Below are 16,493 nucleotides of genomic sequence, written 5' to 3'. Positions count from 1 at the left end.
AGGTTGCCTCGGCATAGTTATTAGGCGGTACTTTCTCCACAGCACTGGCTTTACAAATCCTTGCCTGTTTAACTGCGGAGTTATAGTGCTTGGGGCTGGCACGTACTCCAAGGTATGAACTTTAACGCTCCCTAATAACGAAAGCCGGGACTTACTTAGCTATTTCGGGATTTATCCAGAAATGTCGAGGATTTTAGTAAGTCTTTCTTGTTTCTTCTTTCTTCTATAGCGGTTCTCAAGCGTGGTGAGGTATGCCCTATGCCTACGGAGGCCTATGGCCACGGAGGCCTATGCCGGATAGTACCTCATATGAGAGATCGAAAGGCTATATCCGTTACATCCGTTACAAAATCCGTTGCCGAACTTCCTGCTAAACATTTAACCACTCAAGGAGTACCCTGGGCGCGGGCAACAAAATCATTAACAAAAGCCCGATCGCCAGCAACCCCAAAAAATCCCGCCGATTATCCAATTCACTGACATCATTCAACGCCGGTTCGTCGTTTAGTGGCGTGAAAAACAAAATAATCGCCCACAGCAGCAAACCCTGTTCCAAAAAAGAAAGCAGCAGCATACAAAGTCTAGCAACTTGCCCGATCGCCATACTCGCTCGCTGGCCGAACATCGCGTGTACAATGTGCCCGCCGTCGAGTTGTCCCACCGGCATCAAATTAAACGCCGTCACGATCAAACCCAAATAACCCGCCACCGCTACTGGATGCAAATCGATCGCAGTTTCCGCATTGAAAGCACCACCCAAGGTTAACTTGCTCAACAAAGTCATCAGCAGCGAAAAACTGGGTTTGAAAGAGTCAAAATTTAACATTCCCGACTTCTCAGACAGCGGTACAATAGTCGAATGATTCAAACCCCAAATTAATAATGGCACTGTCGCCACTAAACCCGCAAGGGGGCCGGCAATGCTAACATCAAATAAAGCACGGCGGTTGGGAATTGGACTCCGTATTTGAATGAAAGCTCCAAAAGTTCCTAAGAAAAAAGGAATCGGGATAAAATAAGGCAAAGTCGTGCGAATTTTGTAGGATTGGGCTGCTAAATAGTGGCCGGATTCGTGAATTGCTAAAATTGTAATTAGAGCCAGCGAGTAAGCCAAACCCTGTAGCAACATTGATGGGTTGGACTGCAAAGCTTGTTCAGTAACTCCGGCAAGTCGTGCCCCGACAAGGGTAGTCGTAAACACTGTGATCAGCAGCAAAGCTAATGCAAAAAATGGCCGGGTTACAGATTCGGTTTTGACAGGAGTTTCCCCTGATTGGTGGCTAGGATTGGGAACTATAGCAAAAAAAGGTTGACCGCTCAAGCTGTTTTGAAATACTACTAAAAAGCGATCGCCAAAAAGCCTCTCCACATTCTCCCGAATCGCCTGATAAGCCGCCTCCGGGTTGGTTCGCAACTGTCCGCGACAAATTACAGCCTGTGGCCGAAATTCCAAATCTCGCAAAAAGTAAATTGACCAAGGAAAACAATCGCGCAAACTCGCTTCTTCTGCTGCATTGATTGGGCGCACGGGCGGTTTTGGCTTTGCAGGTTCAGTCTCCGAGTCTGCTACCTGCTGTGCAGTTTCGGCGGTAATTTTCTTGCGCCCCAACTGTACCAAAAACCAATACAAAAAAGGGCAAACCAGAAAAGGTATAATTACCAACTCCGGCGGTACAGTTTTGCTGGTGCCGTAAACTAACATCCAACCAGTCCAAATCAGCGCAGGCGCCATCATTACCAGCCACAGCAGCCATATCGGAGTCCTGGTGATGCGGCTGGTGCCGTTTTGCAACAAGAAGTACGATATCAGCCCCAATACGAACAACCATAGTAAAAAGAACATAATATTTATCCCATTCCCTTCTGAAATACTTCCTTGAAACAACAGAGTTCAGTCTCCAAACAACCCAGGCCCGTGCTCGACAATATCCTGGCTTTCCCGCCTAACCGGGATACCCTGGGTGCAACAGCCTATTTCATTGTAGAAAACCAAACTAACATCCTGGTAGATTGTCCCGCTTGGGATGAGATTAACCAAACATTTTTGCGGGAACAGGGCGGCGTGCGACTGCTGTTTCTCACCCACCGTGGCGCTATCGCCAAGGCGCGGGAGATTCAGGAAGCCACGGGGTGCGAGATCCTGATTCAAGAGCAGGAAGCTTATTTACTGCCGGGTTTGAAGGTGACGGTTTTTGAGCGAGAATTTGTTGTGAGCGATCGAATCAAAGCATTTTGGACTCCTGGCCATTCTCCTGGTTCCTCTTGCCTTTATCATAGTGGCAGCGGTGGAGTGCTGTTTTCGGGTAGGCACTTGCTTCCCAACCGAGAAGCCGCCCCAGTACCGCTGTTGACGGCAAAAACTTTTCACTGGCCTAGGCAAATTAACAGCGTGAAGTCAATTATCGATCGATTTTCGCCAGAAACTTTACAGTATATTTGTCCCGGTGCAAATACTGGTTTTTTGCGGGGGAAAGGATCGATCGATCGAGCTTTTGAGAAATTAGCCAATCTGGATTTAGCTGTTTGTTTGCAGTCAAAACCTGAACCCTAAATGTATGCTACAACATCAAAAAATGATCTGACGCGCTAATTAAGCTGTCGCGCATTTAAATTGTATATTCAGGGCGGGCGGGACGCCCAACCCCTACTCCCCACAAGATTTTTTGTTGACAGACAATTTAAATTCCGCAACAGCTTATAGCGGTAAGGTGCGCCCTTCGCACCCTACATTATTTTTCAGTCTCTTAGAGATGAAGTTCGTTGGTGAAGTAGCGGTTTCAACCGCCGATTCTTACCTGGGAAAAAACTGTGGAAAAAACCGAAAAACAAAAAATGCTCGCCGGTGAATTGTATTTAGCTGCTGATGAGCAATTAATTTTAGAGCGCCAGCGAGCCCGCCGCCTCGCCAGAACTTACAATTCTACCGGCGAAGACGAACCAGAGAAACGGTTAGAAATTCTCGCAGAATGGTTCGGTGCAGTTGGGCTAAAAGTTGAAATCGAGCCACCTTTCTACTGCGACTACGGCAGCAATATTTATGCTGGAAACGGATTGTATATGAATTTTGGCTGTGTGATTCTCGACTGCAATCGAGTTAACATTGGCGAAAATTTGCTGTGCGGGCCCAACGTACAAATTTACACAGCTTTTCACCCCACAGACCCGGAAATGAGGCTTTCTGGCCTAGAACTCGCCGCTGAAATTAATATTGGCAATAATGTTTGGATTGGCGGCGGCAGTATTATTTGTCCAGGAGTCACTATTGGCGACAATAGCACGATCGGCGCAGGCAGTGTTGTTGTCAAAGATATTCCCGCAAACGTCGTGGCGGCGGGGAATCCTTGCCGAATCATCCGGCATCTACCTTGATGTGGTACGATCGACACAATCGTGCGATCGGCTCTTCGGAGCTTAACTCAACAATTTTAGGTATTAGAACAGCCAGTTTGAGATTTTTCACGTAAAATCCCCGAAAAAAACCGTGGAATAAATCTCAAATCTCAAATCTAAAATCGCTTAATTTCTCGTTCCCGGTTTCCACACTACCAAGCTTTTCTTATGACGACTGCAACAGTTTATCCCAACGCTCCTGATCTCTGCACCGACGACTACATAGCAGTCGGTGTAGCTACCTGCTTCATCAAAGAAGAAGGCGAAGTTTTTGAAGTGCAAGTAATCGAAGCTATTCCCTCAGCAGCTTTGGAAGCAATTTTGAAGGGAATTCCCACATCTTATTTAATGATTTGCGGGACGACTTTGGGAGCAGTGCTCGACGGCGAAACACCCAAAATGTTGCCAGAATTCCCGACATCATCTCAGTTTAGCGAAGAATTTGCCTTTCGGGCGATCGCCGCTGCCCGCACTTACAAAATCCGCCCCCAAGCTCAACTTCACATTCCCTTGGGAACAGTTCGCAACGACTTTACTTATTCCTTAGAACGCAAAAGAGTGCTCAACTCCGAGCGCGTCATTCGCACTGAAGACAATGTGAAACAGCACGAACACACTCACAAGGTTCTTTAAACAAATCCCGCAACTGGGGCAATTTAACAGTGCCTCAGCCAGCGGATGCACCTAAAATACTTTTGATTGTTGAGATGTAAATTAAAGATTTAACAAGTTTTTCCTTCATTAATAATGAACGAAAAACTTTTAATATTTCGTTATTAAGAAATAGTGCGGACAGTTTTTGATTACCAACCGTATAATAAGGGTTTCAACGCGATTGCGTACTCGAAATACTAACCGAAAATCAAGGGTTTCAGACGACAAACTAAAAACAGTCTGGACTATTGATTAAGACACACACCAAACATCTCAACCTAAAAAGTCTACTGCTCACATCACCTAAATAACATCAATTATTAACGACTGTAAAAAATAATTAACGAGTTGATGAAAGTTTTTAATTTATCAAAAATGTGGTATGATATTATTCCTGTTTAACAAAGTGATATAGCAATCCTTGCAGGAGTCGTAAATTTTTGACCCCACCCCAACCCTCCCCTTATCAAGGGGAGGGGGTAAGAAATTTACAAATGATTTAGGATGGCTATATCAAAGCGGGTAGCATCGGAATTAATATTACCCACCGCTTTCGACACGGCAGTGCCGTGTCCCTACAATTAATCTGGGTAGGGAAACGGCACTGCCGTGTCCTTTATATCATAAGGAGTGCAACCGGAAACGATAGAAGCCGTTCGGAGGGGGGAAATTAAAAAATCCCCGCAATTATTGAATGCTAGTAGTTTAAGACTACTGGCAGGCGGGCGAGTAGATAGTAGGTGAGCTCAGGATTTCAATCTCACAAATTGGTCAAACCATGCGAAGCTTTGCGAGAGTAAAGTGGTGGAAATTAACTCGACTATTGCCAGCAGAATTAAAGGGCAAATACCATCTTGGGTACCAAACTGCGCTCTTAATTTTGGGGGTAACAATTCTGGCAACTAGCATCATTGGTTGTATCAGCTATCAAAGCGTTCGCCGCTTGATTATCACCAAAAGCGAGCGAAATGCTTTGTTAGAAGTTAGGGATCGCGCCAACAAGATCGATCGCTGGCTCGGCACTAGAAAGGCTGAGATCGAAATCCTCGCCCACACTCCTCCGGTTCGTTCGATGAATTGGTCAGTAGCAGAGCCTTATTTAAAATCGGAAGTAATTCGACTGCAAGAATTCCAGCACTTCGCATTAATTGATCCCGACGGTTCTTATTTTACCACAAAAGTCGGCAGAGCGTTGATTAATGTGAGCGACCGCCAACACTTTAAAAAGGCAATGGCTGGGGAAGTCTATGTTTCCGATCCTACCATTTCTCGCACGCTCAAAGGACAAAGTATTGTTCCCATTTCGGCTCCGGTGTGGTCAAATTCGGCAAATAATCTTGAGAAAACAGCACAAAAGCCGATCGGAGTAATGAACGGCGTCATTAGCATGGATCGAATTGCCCAAGTAGTAAGAAAGCTGGAATATGGCCCCGGAACTTACGCTTTTGTTCTCAATTCTCAAGGAGTGCCGATTGTGCATCCCGACGCTCGATTAATCGGAAATATCGACAATTCGGCTCCCAGTCTTTTAGAGTCCGCAGATGCTAATTTGGCAAATGTAGCCCGGGAGATGGTTTATCAAAAAACGGGCATTGTGCTGACTCAAATCAACGGTGCCAGAGTTTATGTTGCCTATCTTCCTTTAGAACAAGCTGAATGGTCGATCGCCCTCGTAATTCCCGGCGACAATCTCGAAAAAGAACTCCTTCCTTTCAAGATACTAGCAGTAGCCGCCGGCGTACTTGCCGCCGCAGCTATTTTCTCCGCAATTGTGGGGCTCAAGCTGTTTGCCCTAAATGGCATTCGCAGTCGCACACAAGCCCTTCTCCACCGATTGAGTGGCCGCATTCGCGCTTGCTTGGAACTCGATCGCATCCTCCAAACTACAGTAGACGAACTCGGTACTGTACTGAAGCTCGATCGAGCAATTTTCGCATGGTACGATCCCCGACAAGATACTTTAGAATTTGGCTGGGAATATTGCCGGGAAGGTTTGCCGACGCGCTTGGGAATCTTTGGTGTTGCAGGAGGGCCCTCTGGAGATTTAGCTGCACGGCTTCACCGCTGCGAAACGATACTGCTACATAAAACCGCAGCCCCTGATGCCACAGCGTCTGAGGAACACGCCCATATCGAACTCACAAATAGTCACTACGCAGCAGTACCCGTACTAACTGAGAATCATCGGCTTGGATATCTGTTCGCCTGTGCAAACCGCCGATTTGCGACTCCCGACGAGGTGCAAGTTTTGGAAGCAATTGCAGACTCACTGGCGATCGCAATTTCCCAATCCCAACTCCACGGGCAAATTCAAGAAGAACTCAAACTTTTGGAAGAAGTATTAGCCAAACTCAGAATCACCGAAGAGCATTTAGTACAAAGCGAAAAAGTTACAATGGTGGGTCAACTAGCCGCCGAAGTTGCCCAGGAAATTAATAACCCGATTAACTTTATTTACGGCCGCCTGATTCACCTCAACGATTATATCAAAGATTTGCTTAGTATAATTCGCCTCTATCGAGAACAATATCCCGAACCTGTGCCACGAATTGCCAAAAAAATAGAGCGTTGCGACCTAGATTTTATCAGCCAAGAGTTGCCGCACATCCTCAATTTTTTGAAAAGAGGAGCCGATGGCATTCGCCACATAGTCCTGGCTTTGAGGAAATTTTCACTTCCTGACGAAGCCAACAAAGAACACGCCAACGTTAATGAGAGCATCGACAATATTTTGCTGTTGCTGGCTCACAGACTGGAGCAAAAAATATTAGTAGTCAAGGAGTACAACAACCTGCCACCAATTTTGTGTTATCCCGGTCAACTGAGCCAGGTATTCGCGAGTCTGATCTGCCATGCTATAGATGCCGTTAAAAATATTGAAAATTCCGCTCAACTTATTACAATCAAAACCGATATTTTCGAGGATGATACAGGCAGGTTTATTGTTGTATCGATCGCCCACAATGGCTCTATAATTACGCAGGAAATTCAACACAGAATATTTGAGGATTTTGGCCATAATAAATCATTTAAAAATTTTACAGGGTTGGATCTGTCGGTTTGCTATAAAATTATTGTAGAATTGCACGGTGGCAGCCTGACAGTTGAATCTCCGGTGCAACCTCAAATTAAATCTCAAACTGGGGGCGGTGCTGAGTTTATGGTAAAATTGCCGATCGTTTGATATCGCATTTTGCCGCCAGGAAAACCCGTCGCAAATCTTGCTAGTAAGCGGCGCGAAAAGCTTAATTTGGCTTCATAGGATCGTCAATTAAATAATTTCCCTTTTTTCTTGTAGGATGGGCGTCCCGCCCGCCCAGAAAGGACGGGCGGGACGCCCATCCCACAACAGTCATGAAAAGTGGATTTTATTTAATTCTCATCCCATAGTCAAGACTTTAGTCGTCATAAAACGGAGGGCTGAAGTCCTCAGTATAGAGCTAACTATCATTTGTTAAGAAAAATTGATAGCCTAGGATTAGGGAAATAATAAAGGTGCAACCACAGCAAACAACCAGCCTCCCATTACCAAGACTTCCGCAACAATTAATAAATTATTTCTGTTCATTTTCACATTAAGCATTTTCACATTAAGAGCGATCGACAAAAGAGCGAATTTTCTTCCACCAAGCAGCCGGCGAATCTTCCGGGCGATAGGCGGCATCAAACATCGACAAAATTAGCGGCAAACCCCCCACCTTCGCACTCATCAACAAGTGCATTGCCAGACAAAATACCAATACCACCCAACCAGAAGCGTGTAAATAATACCAAACCCGCGTCAATTCCCCAGCCGGCAGCCATTCTTCCTTAACCATACTGCCAGAAGCGATCGCCCAAGTCAGTGCTAGCAACATCAATGTATTCACAATCCGGTGCAAACTGTACCACCAAATCGGTTTTCCCAACTGCGTTAGTTTCCCAAAAGAATCCGGCTGCACCAAGCGTTTTTGGCCTGCGTGGAAACTGTACAATGCAAAAGCCGGCATTATTCCTAACAGCAACATCTTGCCAAAAGTGCCGTGAATCCCGATAATATCTGCAATCTGAGGCACGGGGACTTTGCCAAACCGCCCATCGTAGGTGTTGTAAACCAGAAATGCGCTCAAAATTGCTAAAAGGGCGATCGCAGCGTTAACCCCGTGCAGTAACCTGAGCAGCAATGGCTGGTAGGGTCTAGATTGCGGCATAGTCAATTCTGCTACTTGATAAATAATCTTTTACAGAATATAGCTAAGCGCTGATTTTTTCAACCCTCGCCAATTGTGAAATAAATGTGAGTCAAAAATGAATAGATTATGATAAAAACGCAATTATATCAAAACTTAGTGTAAAATAAAACAGTCAAGAGGAAGACTTTATTTATAACACCTAACATTTTACAAAAATGGATGCAGCCACTACCGTTTTACTTTCCTTGGGACTAGCAGCAGATGCTTTTGCTGTCGCTGTTTCGAGCGGTTTAGCAATCAAACACATGAAGGTCAATAAAGCTTTAAAAATTGCCTTATTCTTCGGATTTTTTCAAGCTCTAATGCCCGTGCTAGGATGGTTAATCGGTCTTAGTTTTAGTTTTTTGATAACACCGATCGACCATTGGATAGCTTTTGGGCTGTTGAGTTTCATTGGCGGGAGAATGATTTATGAATCGCTGCAAAGCGAAGAATGCGAGAAAAAGTTCAATCCCTTAGATACGGGGACTTTGATAACGCTGTCGGTGGCGACGAGTATCGATGCTCTTGCAGTTGGGCTCGGATTTGCTGTGCTAAAAACTTCGATCGGCCCTGTCGTTAGTGCGATCGGATTTATTACTTTCTTTTTAGCCTTTGCAGGCGTGTTTATCGGACACAAGTGCGGCAACTTATTTGCAAATAAAATTGAGATAGTGGGCGGAGCAATTTTGATTTTCATTGGCAGCAGAATCTTGTTTATGCACTTGACAGAAGTGCCATTAGTTATCGGCAATTAGTCATTAGTCAGTAGTTATTAGTCGAAGAGTGACATCAAAGTCTCTGTGGGCTGCAATTTCCAATTCCCAATTCCCAAAAAATGCTATAACAGCAATATTGTGTTAAAGGATAAAAATTTCGTGCTGAAACTTTACGGCCCAGGTCGCAGCAGGGCCTCAATTGTCAAGTGGTATCTAGAAGAAATAGGAATTCCTTACGAATTCGTCATGCTGGATATGCAAGCAGGGGAACACTTGCAGCCAGAGTTTCTCGAAATTAACCCGATCGGCAAAGTACCAGCGATCGCCGACGGAGATTTTAAACTTTGGGAATCCGGCGCAATTCTGCTGTATTTAGCTCAAAAATATGGTAAAATGCCAGACAATTTGGAGCAGCAAGCTCAAATCGTGCAGTGGGTAACGTTTGCTAACGCCACCCTGGGGCCGGGAATATTTACTGAAGCAACTCGCGATCGCGAAACTCCCAAGTTGTTAAAACCGTTAAATGAAATCTTCGAGAAACAGCCATTTTTAATGGGTGATGAATTCGGCGTCGCCGACGCAGCAGTCGGATCAATGTTGGCCTACATTCCGATGATGCTAAAACTAGACCTCAGTGCTTATCCGGCCGTTGTAGATTACATCAAGCGGATCTCAGAAAGACCGGCATTCAAAAGTGCGATCGGCGGTAGCTGAAGGAAGGCACTACACGGATTAATTATTCATCTCTCTCTTCTCTTCCTCTGCGGTCTCTGCGGTCTCTGCGGTTAAATCATTCCGAAACAACCGTAAACGAGATCAGCCCAAAAACTCAACACGTAAAATCAGGGGCAATTCCAGAATTGCCCCTGCTTTTATTAAAATCAAACTTATCTAAATCCGACAGCCGCCTGCCAAACAAAAGCCAGCAGCAAGAAAAATACGGGAATGACTGGCAAAACATTAACCAAAGGCTCAAAAATCGAATAAGCTTCGGGCAGTTTTGCTAAGAGTAATGCAGCTTCCATGAATCAACCTACCTATCCAACAGAATTTTCTTGACACTCCTCAGCCTAAAGGCGTGAGGATTTTTAAGACTTTTGAGTCGTGAACAAACCTGACGGTCAACTGAGTACAGTTAGACCGGAGGCTTCTTTTTCCTTTTTTTCAAAGGCTTTTTATAGTGAGGTAGTTCCACCCCCACTTGCTAATATAGTATCAGAGTATTTCCAGATCATCTTGGGGTGTACAAGAATAATTGTCGGTTTCCGTACCTACACCCAACACGCCTTTCATCACGCTCGGTAATTTATTCGGGGTACTTCGCGCAGCGCTCTGATTAATCCCCTCTAAATATACCGAGGGACTTCCCGGCTGGTAGTTAATATCCCTATTGCTAGGGTTCCCAGGCTGACCACGTATGCACGTTACGTGCGTAGTCATGTCTCCTCAAGAATGTTTTGGGCGTAGACTTTCCCCCAGTCCGGGGGTAGGTTTTTAAATCTTGTCTGATCTCGATAGCATACCACACAAAGCGCGTGGATATGTTTACCCAAATACCTAGGATTTCTGACTTCGCACGGTGTGGAAAAAGCCGTCCTACAACGACTGGGTTTTAAACCCAATTTTCAGATAATTGTCGCATATCTTCACCCAAGGCAATCACGATCGATCGACTGTCGGTGCAAGCCAGTAGGCAAACTCTTCAGTAAATCGATCTGCCAAAATCGCCTCCCGCATCCTCCCAGTAAAGCGAATCAACTCCGTCACATTGTGAATCGCCAGCAAAGTATAGCCCAGCACTTCGTTAGCCCGCGCCAAATGAGCCAAATAAGCCCGACTGAATTTTTGGCAGGTATAACAAGGACAAGACTCATCCAGCGGAGCAAAATCCTCCCGGAACCGAGCATTTTTCAAATTCCAGCGTTCCCCACGAACAAAAGCCGTCCCGTGGCGGGCCAGCCGAGTCGGAATCACGCAGTCAAACATATCTACGCCACTCGCCACCGCCAGCGCCATTTCCCGATAAGTCCCAATCCCCATCAAATAACGCGGTTTATTTGCCGGCAACAGAGGCGCAGTCACCTTCACAATCTCTGCGATCAAATCCCCCGATTCCCCCACACTAACCCCGCCGATGGCATAGCCTGGTAAATCCAAATCTACCAACTGGTTCGCCGCGCGCGATCGCAAATCGGGGAAAACGCCCCCCTGGACGATGCCAAACAAAGCTTGATCCGGGCGCGAGTGAGCTTGAATGCAGCGTTGCAGCCAGCGGTAAGTGCGATTTGTGGCAGCCTCCACCTCCTCCCGCGTAGCGGGGTAAGGGGGACACTCGTCAAAGGCCATAATCACATCGGCGCCCAACTGATTCTGAATTTCGATCGATCGTTCCGGCGTCAAATTAATCATGCGGCCATCGCGGGGAGAGCGAAAAGTCACCCCATTCTCAGAAATAGTCCGCATTTGGCTCAAGCTAAACACCTGAAAGCCACCCGAATCCGTCAGCATCGGGCCCGGCCAAGCCATAAATTTATGCAATCCGCCCGCGCCTGCGACAATCGCTTCCCCCGGCTGCAAATGCAAGTGATAAGTATTTGCCAAAACCATTTGAGAACCCGCCGCCTCAAGATGTGCCGGCGTCAAAGTTTTGACATTAGCTAGCGTCCCCACTGGCATAAATTTAGGTGTTTCCACCACACCGTGGGGAGTGGCAAAAACCCCTGCACGCGCTTGGGTATGGCTGCAATTAGCCTGACATTTAAAAGAAAATTTCGCCTTGTCCTCAGTCATTAGTCCTCGATGCTCGTTAACCGCTACTCGGCCGTCCGTGTTATTTGAGATGTTGCACCATTCTCAATTACTTGTTTAGGAACAGGCTTTTCGGCCTGTTCCACAAGAAAATTCACTCTTTGTGGAACAGGCCGAAAAGCCTGTTAACCGAGAATGGTGCAAGATGTGAGTGTTATCTAATCTATTGTTGATGACATCGCGACAAAAAACTCATGACCGAGAATTTCTAGATGGTACCCGCCACGTGATTTATCTCGCGCAAATCAATCCAAAACCGACAATCGAAAATCCTTGCGTCCCCCGAATTTATCTCGCGCAAGTCAATCCAAAATCGACAATCGAAAATCTAAAATCGAATGACCCCGCCCAAAAACGGAGACAACTTTCCGACAATCGTCGTGGAGGGCAAAAAATTTTAGACCTTAGTTCTATCTCCCAGATTCACGGCGCTGCGAGTAAATCTAAAATCTAAAATCTAAAATCTAAAATCTAAAATCGACTGACTGACCATTAAAAGGGGGAATCATCTTCGTCCAATTGCAGATCCCAGTTGCCTGAGAGTACCTGATCGACAACCGCATCCAAAGCCGCAGCATTTAAATTCCGGGCGAATTGCTCTTGCAAAGGATTGGACAGGGGAATTAACCGCAACAGCCGTCCGTCTTGAACCAACTCAAAATAAGCACCATCTTCAGGAGACTGTTTCAGTTCCAGGTAATCAAAACTATACACGTTCAAATAAAGCGCATGGTTGGCAATCAGGGTAGAACGCTGGGGGTTGGCGAAGACTTCGAGTACATAACCTTCCCCTTCGCTATAAATCTGGCCATCTTGTATGTGAAGGTAGCGGACACGTCCTAAATCAAACAGCAATCTTTTGATATCGCGTTTGTTGACGACGATCCCTGTATCGATGATGCAAGGAGCAACTACCCTGTTATTCAATTGATCGTGACTCATGGAGTAAAAGCCTCTGTTGTAGTATTTTCCCGTCTTGAAAATCAGGGAGTTAGCTAGAATTCTTGGTACGGGAAACGCGGATCTTGAGTTTAGTCTTTTTAGATAGGGAGCTTGGGGATCGCTGCCGACAGAGGTTTTCCTGGGAAAAGAGCCGGCGACAGGAGGAATGCTCGATCCAAAAAACTAGGGTGTTACAGTCCAATTCTGGCACACGCTAATCGATTGACAACTGCATACCTGATGAAAAATTTTCTATCTTATGGTGCATGATAAATGGGTTCGCTCTACGATCGACTTTTTCCGGAATCAAGGCGCTGCCATCGCAGCCGCAGTCGCTTTTTATACTTGTTTGCCAGTACCGGTGTCCTGGACTTTGGAGTTTCGGGGCATTGCCCGCTTGGCACCGGCGATCGGGCTTTTGATTGGGGGGATGCTGGGACTGGGGGATGTTGGGTTGCAGTTGTTGGGAATGCCTGCTCTGACTCGATCGGCCTTGGTGGTAGTTTTGGGCATCGCCGTGACTGGCGGGCTGCACCTAGACGGGGCAATGGACGCGGCGGACGGACTGGCTGTACCCGACCCCGTGCGTCGGCTGGAAGTCATGCGGGACAGCGTTACAGGAGCCTTTGGGGCGATGGCTGCGATCGCGATCGTGCTGCTGAAAACTGCCGCTCTCTCGGACTTGAATAACTATCGGTGGCTGGCTTTGATGGGTGTCGCGGGTTGGGGGAGGTGGGCCCAACTGGTGGCGATCGCCCGCTATCCCTATCTCCGGGCCGAGGGTAAGGGAGCTTTTCACAAGGAATCGATTTATTCTCCTTTTGATTTTATACCGGGAGTGCTGTTGCTGCTGAGTTTGAGCGTGGTGCAAGTTGTCTTGGATGGCGATCGGTGGCTGTTGGCGGTGGGGATGGCTTTGGGGGGAAGTGCGATCGGAATTTTTGCCGGAGCCTGGTTTAACCACCGTTTGGGCGGCCACACGGGCGATACTTACGGTGCTGTAGTCGAGTGGACGGAGGCTTTGTTGCTGTGTCTGTTGGCTGCTTTGGAAGGGTAAGTTATGCCATGTAGCCATTGTTTTAGTGAAGACTTTAGTCCTCAATTTACCAAATAACAACTGTTCTAGCAGGTGGAAATCCGCACTCAATAGCAATGGTTTTCATCCTGTATGCCTTCAAATGCCACCCTAGATTAGATACAGCAAACCTCAAAGTTTAAAGAAAGCTATGGGATACTTTATTGCTGCGATCGTCCTCGCAATGTTAATTTGGGCTGGGTTCGAGATTGTCCAAACAATCCGCAATTGGGAAACGAATCCCGAACAAACTACCAGCAAAATTCAAGCTGAAATGGTCAAAGAAACATATCGCGGTCAATTTGGTGCAGATGCGCTGGAGGGAGGGAGTCAGGCTGTCGGAAACGCACTCCACGCCGGCCACTGCGCCGCGGAAGCTGCTGCTTGCGAATCTGCTCCAAGTGCGATCGGTCATGTGGTAGAAGGCTTGTTGCACGTGCTACACCATTAATATCGTGTCTGCTAGCGTAAGTTGTGCAAGTGTTTTTGATGCTGTAGGGGCTGGTTTTACCAATAATTTTTGACGCACAGAAACAATCTCATAAACCCGCCCCCTCACAACTAATAACCTATATCAACCTTGACTTTTATCAAATGGAAAAAATGTACATTGAGGTTTAACCTTGAGAGGGGGCGGGTTTATGGGATTATTAGTTTTTGGCGTAAATGGTTGATAAAACCAGCCCCTAGGAGAGCGCACATGATACAAAAACGAACCAACCGAACCAGATATAACAACACAAAATGAATGGAAAATGCCACTGCAAATTTTCCATTCATTCTCACTTTTTAGGCTTTCGGCTCGACCCAAACCGTCATCCCCTCAACCCTCAAACCTTTGCCGCGAGTGCCGCAATATTGACCGTTAGCAGTAACAGGAGTATCGCCCACATTCTGAATGTGAGCCGTATAAAATACGTCGTATTTATCAGCTTGCGGCCCAGTCAGTCGCGCGGCAAATCCCTCAATCCGCTTAGCTTTGCCCCGGAAACCGGCTAACTCTCCTTCCGAGAACCAAGCAGTATCGCCAACTCCTTCAACGTGAGCCATGTACTGCAAATTTAAATCGGCAACGGGAGGCTCTATTTTAATTTGAAATCCTTCGACGCGGCGGCCTTGAGCTTTAGTACCCGCATATTCTCGATCGCTAAAAGTTCGATCGCCAATTCCTTGAATATGCGCCAACACTTTTAAACCCACAGGTGCAGCTTTTTGGGCACTGGCAGACGGCGCAATCCAAACTTTGATACCCTCTATTCTCAAAGCTTTACCGCGAGTACCGCAATATTCGCCATTGGAGGACACGTCGGTGTCGCCGATATTCTGAATGTGAGCGCTATAAAATACGTCGTACTTATCAGCTTGCGGCCCGCTCAACCGCACCGCAAATCCTTCAATTCGTTTCGCTTGACCCCTAAAACCCGCCAATTCTCCCTGGCTGAGCCAAGGAGTGTCGCCAACACCTTCGACGTGAGCCATGTACTCGACATTTAAGCCGGGAATTGGGGGATCGATATTAATTTGAAATCCTTCGACGCGCCGCCCTTGACCCTTAGAACCCGCGTATTCTTGAGAACCGAAAGTTCGATCGCCAATTCCCTGAATGTGCACCAAAACTTTGATTCCCAAACCGCCCTCTACTGCCACCGGTTGTTGAATGTCCCGAGGTGCCCCAAAAACAATGTTCCCGGAACCGGTTGTCTGAAGAGACTTAGGTACTTCCACGCTGGGAACAATAATTACCTCGTGCATGGGGACAGAAGGCGCGGGGGATTCCAAAATCTGGATCTGTGGCGCAACTGTAACTTGTTTCGGTGCCACATTTCCTGACGGGATGACAATCACTTCTGGCAAAGGTTCGGCGCTGATTTTTTGTTCTGGCGCTGGTTTAAATGCGGGTTCGACTTTTGCAGGTGCTGCTTTTACCATCTCAGCAATGGTTAATTTGCCTCTGGAAATGGCTACGGCTATTTGTTTGCCAAAAGCGGCGCTGACTGTTTCTTCGAGAATTACCCACTGTTCGTCGTCTAATTTGTCTTGCTGTTCCACCAGGGCGAGGACTGCTGAAACTGGGTGTTTGCCGCTGACTAAGGATTCTGCGTCGGAATGCAGTTGAGTTGGGGTGGATTCGGAAATCGCGCGCTGCAGTTCGCGGGCTCTGGCATGAACTGATTGTAAGGGTGCGAAGTCGCTTTGTTCGCGGTGGGCGATCGCCAATACTCGATCGATCACTTTCAATGCTGCATCGCGAATTTCTGCTTTTCCTTCAGAAGCGGAGGCAGTCTCGACTAAGTTTTGAATGTCTTTGAGGGAAGTAATTTCCCCTGGTGTGATACCGGATTTGTTGAGATCGAGAGCTTGTTTTTGGACTGTGGCAAAGTTGCGACTGTAGGTGGCTACTTCTTGCAGCAAGCTGTCAGAGGGAGGAAGGCCGGAGTTTTGCAGTTGCTTTGCTGCTTGGGATAGGCGATCGGCCAAATTAGCATAAGTTTCCGATAGTCGGGCTATTTGTTGTAGCAAATCTTTATGTGGTGCTTCCATATGTCTTGCAGTAAATATTTAACTTGCTGATTATAGACGTTGAGCGTCTTCTGAAGGTAGAAGGCAGTAGTCAATGGATTTTAGATTTTAGATTTTAGATTTTAGATTGAAGCCTTGACCGCACGGATAAATTCGGGGGCTCCTTTATCGGAT

Annotated in this window: 14 protein-coding genes; 8 read left to right on the top strand and 6 right to left on the bottom strand. The window is 46.7% G+C overall.

Translation table 11 applies throughout. The features are described from left to right. Nucleotides 1–370 precede the first annotated feature (370 nt). On the bottom strand, nt 371–1,843 hold the full coding sequence (locus QUB10_RS31660) for a site-2 protease family protein (protein WP_333207101.1): 1,473 nt from the start codon (nt 1,841–1,843) through the stop codon (nt 371–373). A gap of 33 nt (nt 1,844–1,876) precedes the next feature. Here QUB10_RS31660 and QUB10_RS31655 point away from each other — a divergent pair, with 33 nt between their 5' ends. The 4 genes from QUB10_RS31655 (at nt 1,877) to QUB10_RS31640 (ending at nt 7,228) form a co-directional block, all read left to right on the top strand. After that, nucleotides 1,877–2,551 carry an MBL fold metallo-hydrolase gene (locus tag QUB10_RS31655; protein WP_333207100.1) on the top strand — a complete coding sequence of 225 codons (675 nt, stop codon included), beginning with the start codon at nt 1,877–1,879 and terminating at the stop codon, nt 2,549–2,551. A gap of 257 nt (nt 2,552–2,808) precedes the next feature. Next, entirely contained in the window at nt 2,809–3,369 is a 561-nt protein-coding gene (locus tag QUB10_RS31650) for a sugar O-acetyltransferase (protein ID WP_333207099.1), read from the top strand. Between the two features lie 189 nt (nt 3,370–3,558). Further along, the gene (locus QUB10_RS31645; RefSeq protein WP_333207098.1) at nt 3,559–4,023 is read left to right on the top strand and encodes a hypothetical protein; all 465 of its coding nucleotides are present in this window, start codon (nt 3,559–3,561) and stop codon (nt 4,021–4,023) included. Nucleotides 4,024–4,867: 844 nt separating this feature from the next. Then, the gene (locus QUB10_RS31640; RefSeq protein WP_333207097.1) at nt 4,868–7,228 is read left to right on the top strand and encodes a cache domain-containing protein; all 2,361 of its coding nucleotides are present in this window, start codon (nt 4,868–4,870) and stop codon (nt 7,226–7,228) included. A gap of 406 nt (nt 7,229–7,634) precedes the next feature. On the opposite strand, the gene QUB10_RS31635 is transcribed toward QUB10_RS31640, so the two are convergent. Beyond that, a complete protein-coding gene (locus tag QUB10_RS31635) occupies nt 7,635–8,234 on the bottom strand; it encodes a cytochrome b/b6 domain-containing protein (RefSeq protein ID WP_333053851.1) in 600 nt (199 codons plus the stop codon). 197 nt (nt 8,235–8,431) lie between these two features. On the opposite strand from QUB10_RS31635, the gene QUB10_RS31630 reads away from it, so the two are divergent. Continuing rightward, on the top strand, nt 8,432–9,013 hold the full coding sequence (locus QUB10_RS31630; RefSeq protein WP_333207096.1) for a manganese efflux pump MntP family protein: 582 nt from the start codon (nt 8,432–8,434) through the stop codon (nt 9,011–9,013). A gap of 120 nt (nt 9,014–9,133) precedes the next feature. Next, nucleotides 9,134–9,688 (top strand): glutathione S-transferase family protein, encoded by a 555-nt coding sequence (locus QUB10_RS31625; protein ID WP_333053963.1) that lies wholly within the window; start codon nt 9,134–9,136, stop codon nt 9,686–9,688. Nucleotides 9,689–9,861: 173 nt separating this feature from the next. Here the strand turns inward: QUB10_RS31625 and QUB10_RS31620 are convergent, their stop codons facing one another. The 3 genes from QUB10_RS31620 to QUB10_RS31610 all read right to left on the bottom strand — a co-directional run bounded on the left by QUB10_RS31620 (nt 9,862) and on the right by QUB10_RS31610 (nt 12,724). Beyond that, a complete protein-coding gene (locus QUB10_RS31620) occupies nt 9,862–9,999 on the bottom strand; it encodes a photosystem II reaction center protein K (protein ID WP_006634808.1) in 138 nt (45 codons plus the stop codon). 634 nt (nt 10,000–10,633) lie between these two features. Beyond that, nucleotides 10,634–11,764, bottom strand: coding sequence for a tRNA guanosine(34) transglycosylase Tgt (gene tgt / locus QUB10_RS31615; RefSeq protein ID WP_333053848.1), 1,131 nt, complete (start codon nt 11,762–11,764; stop codon nt 10,634–10,636). A gap of 510 nt (nt 11,765–12,274) precedes the next feature. After that, nucleotides 12,275–12,724 carry a hypothetical protein gene (locus QUB10_RS31610; protein WP_333207095.1) on the bottom strand — a complete coding sequence of 150 codons (450 nt, stop codon included), beginning with the start codon at nt 12,722–12,724 and terminating at the stop codon, nt 12,275–12,277. A 259-nt stretch (nt 12,725–12,983) separates the two neighbouring features. Between QUB10_RS31610 and cobS the strand changes: the two genes are divergently transcribed. Continuing rightward, nucleotides 12,984–13,781 (top strand): adenosylcobinamide-GDP ribazoletransferase, encoded by a 798-nt coding sequence (gene cobS / locus QUB10_RS31605; RefSeq protein WP_333207094.1) that lies wholly within the window; start codon nt 12,984–12,986, stop codon nt 13,779–13,781. 169 nt (nt 13,782–13,950) lie between these two features. After that, a complete protein-coding gene (locus QUB10_RS31600; RefSeq protein ID WP_333207093.1) occupies nt 13,951–14,250 on the top strand; it encodes a hypothetical protein in 300 nt (99 codons plus the stop codon). 338 nt (nt 14,251–14,588) lie between these two features. On the opposite strand, the gene QUB10_RS31595 is transcribed toward QUB10_RS31600, so the two are convergent. Further along, a complete protein-coding gene (locus tag QUB10_RS31595) occupies nt 14,589–16,340 on the bottom strand; it encodes a hypothetical protein (RefSeq protein WP_333207092.1) in 1,752 nt (583 codons plus the stop codon). Nucleotides 16,341–16,493 lie beyond the last annotated feature (153 nt).

The organism is Microcoleus sp. B5-D4 (assembly GCF_036705145.1).
In the GTDB taxonomy this organism is placed as follows: Bacteria; Cyanobacteriota; Cyanobacteriia; order Cyanobacteriales; family Microcoleaceae; genus Microcoleus.
Note: the sequence above shows the minus strand (reverse complement) of the source record. Positions and strands in the feature narration are given on the sequence as shown.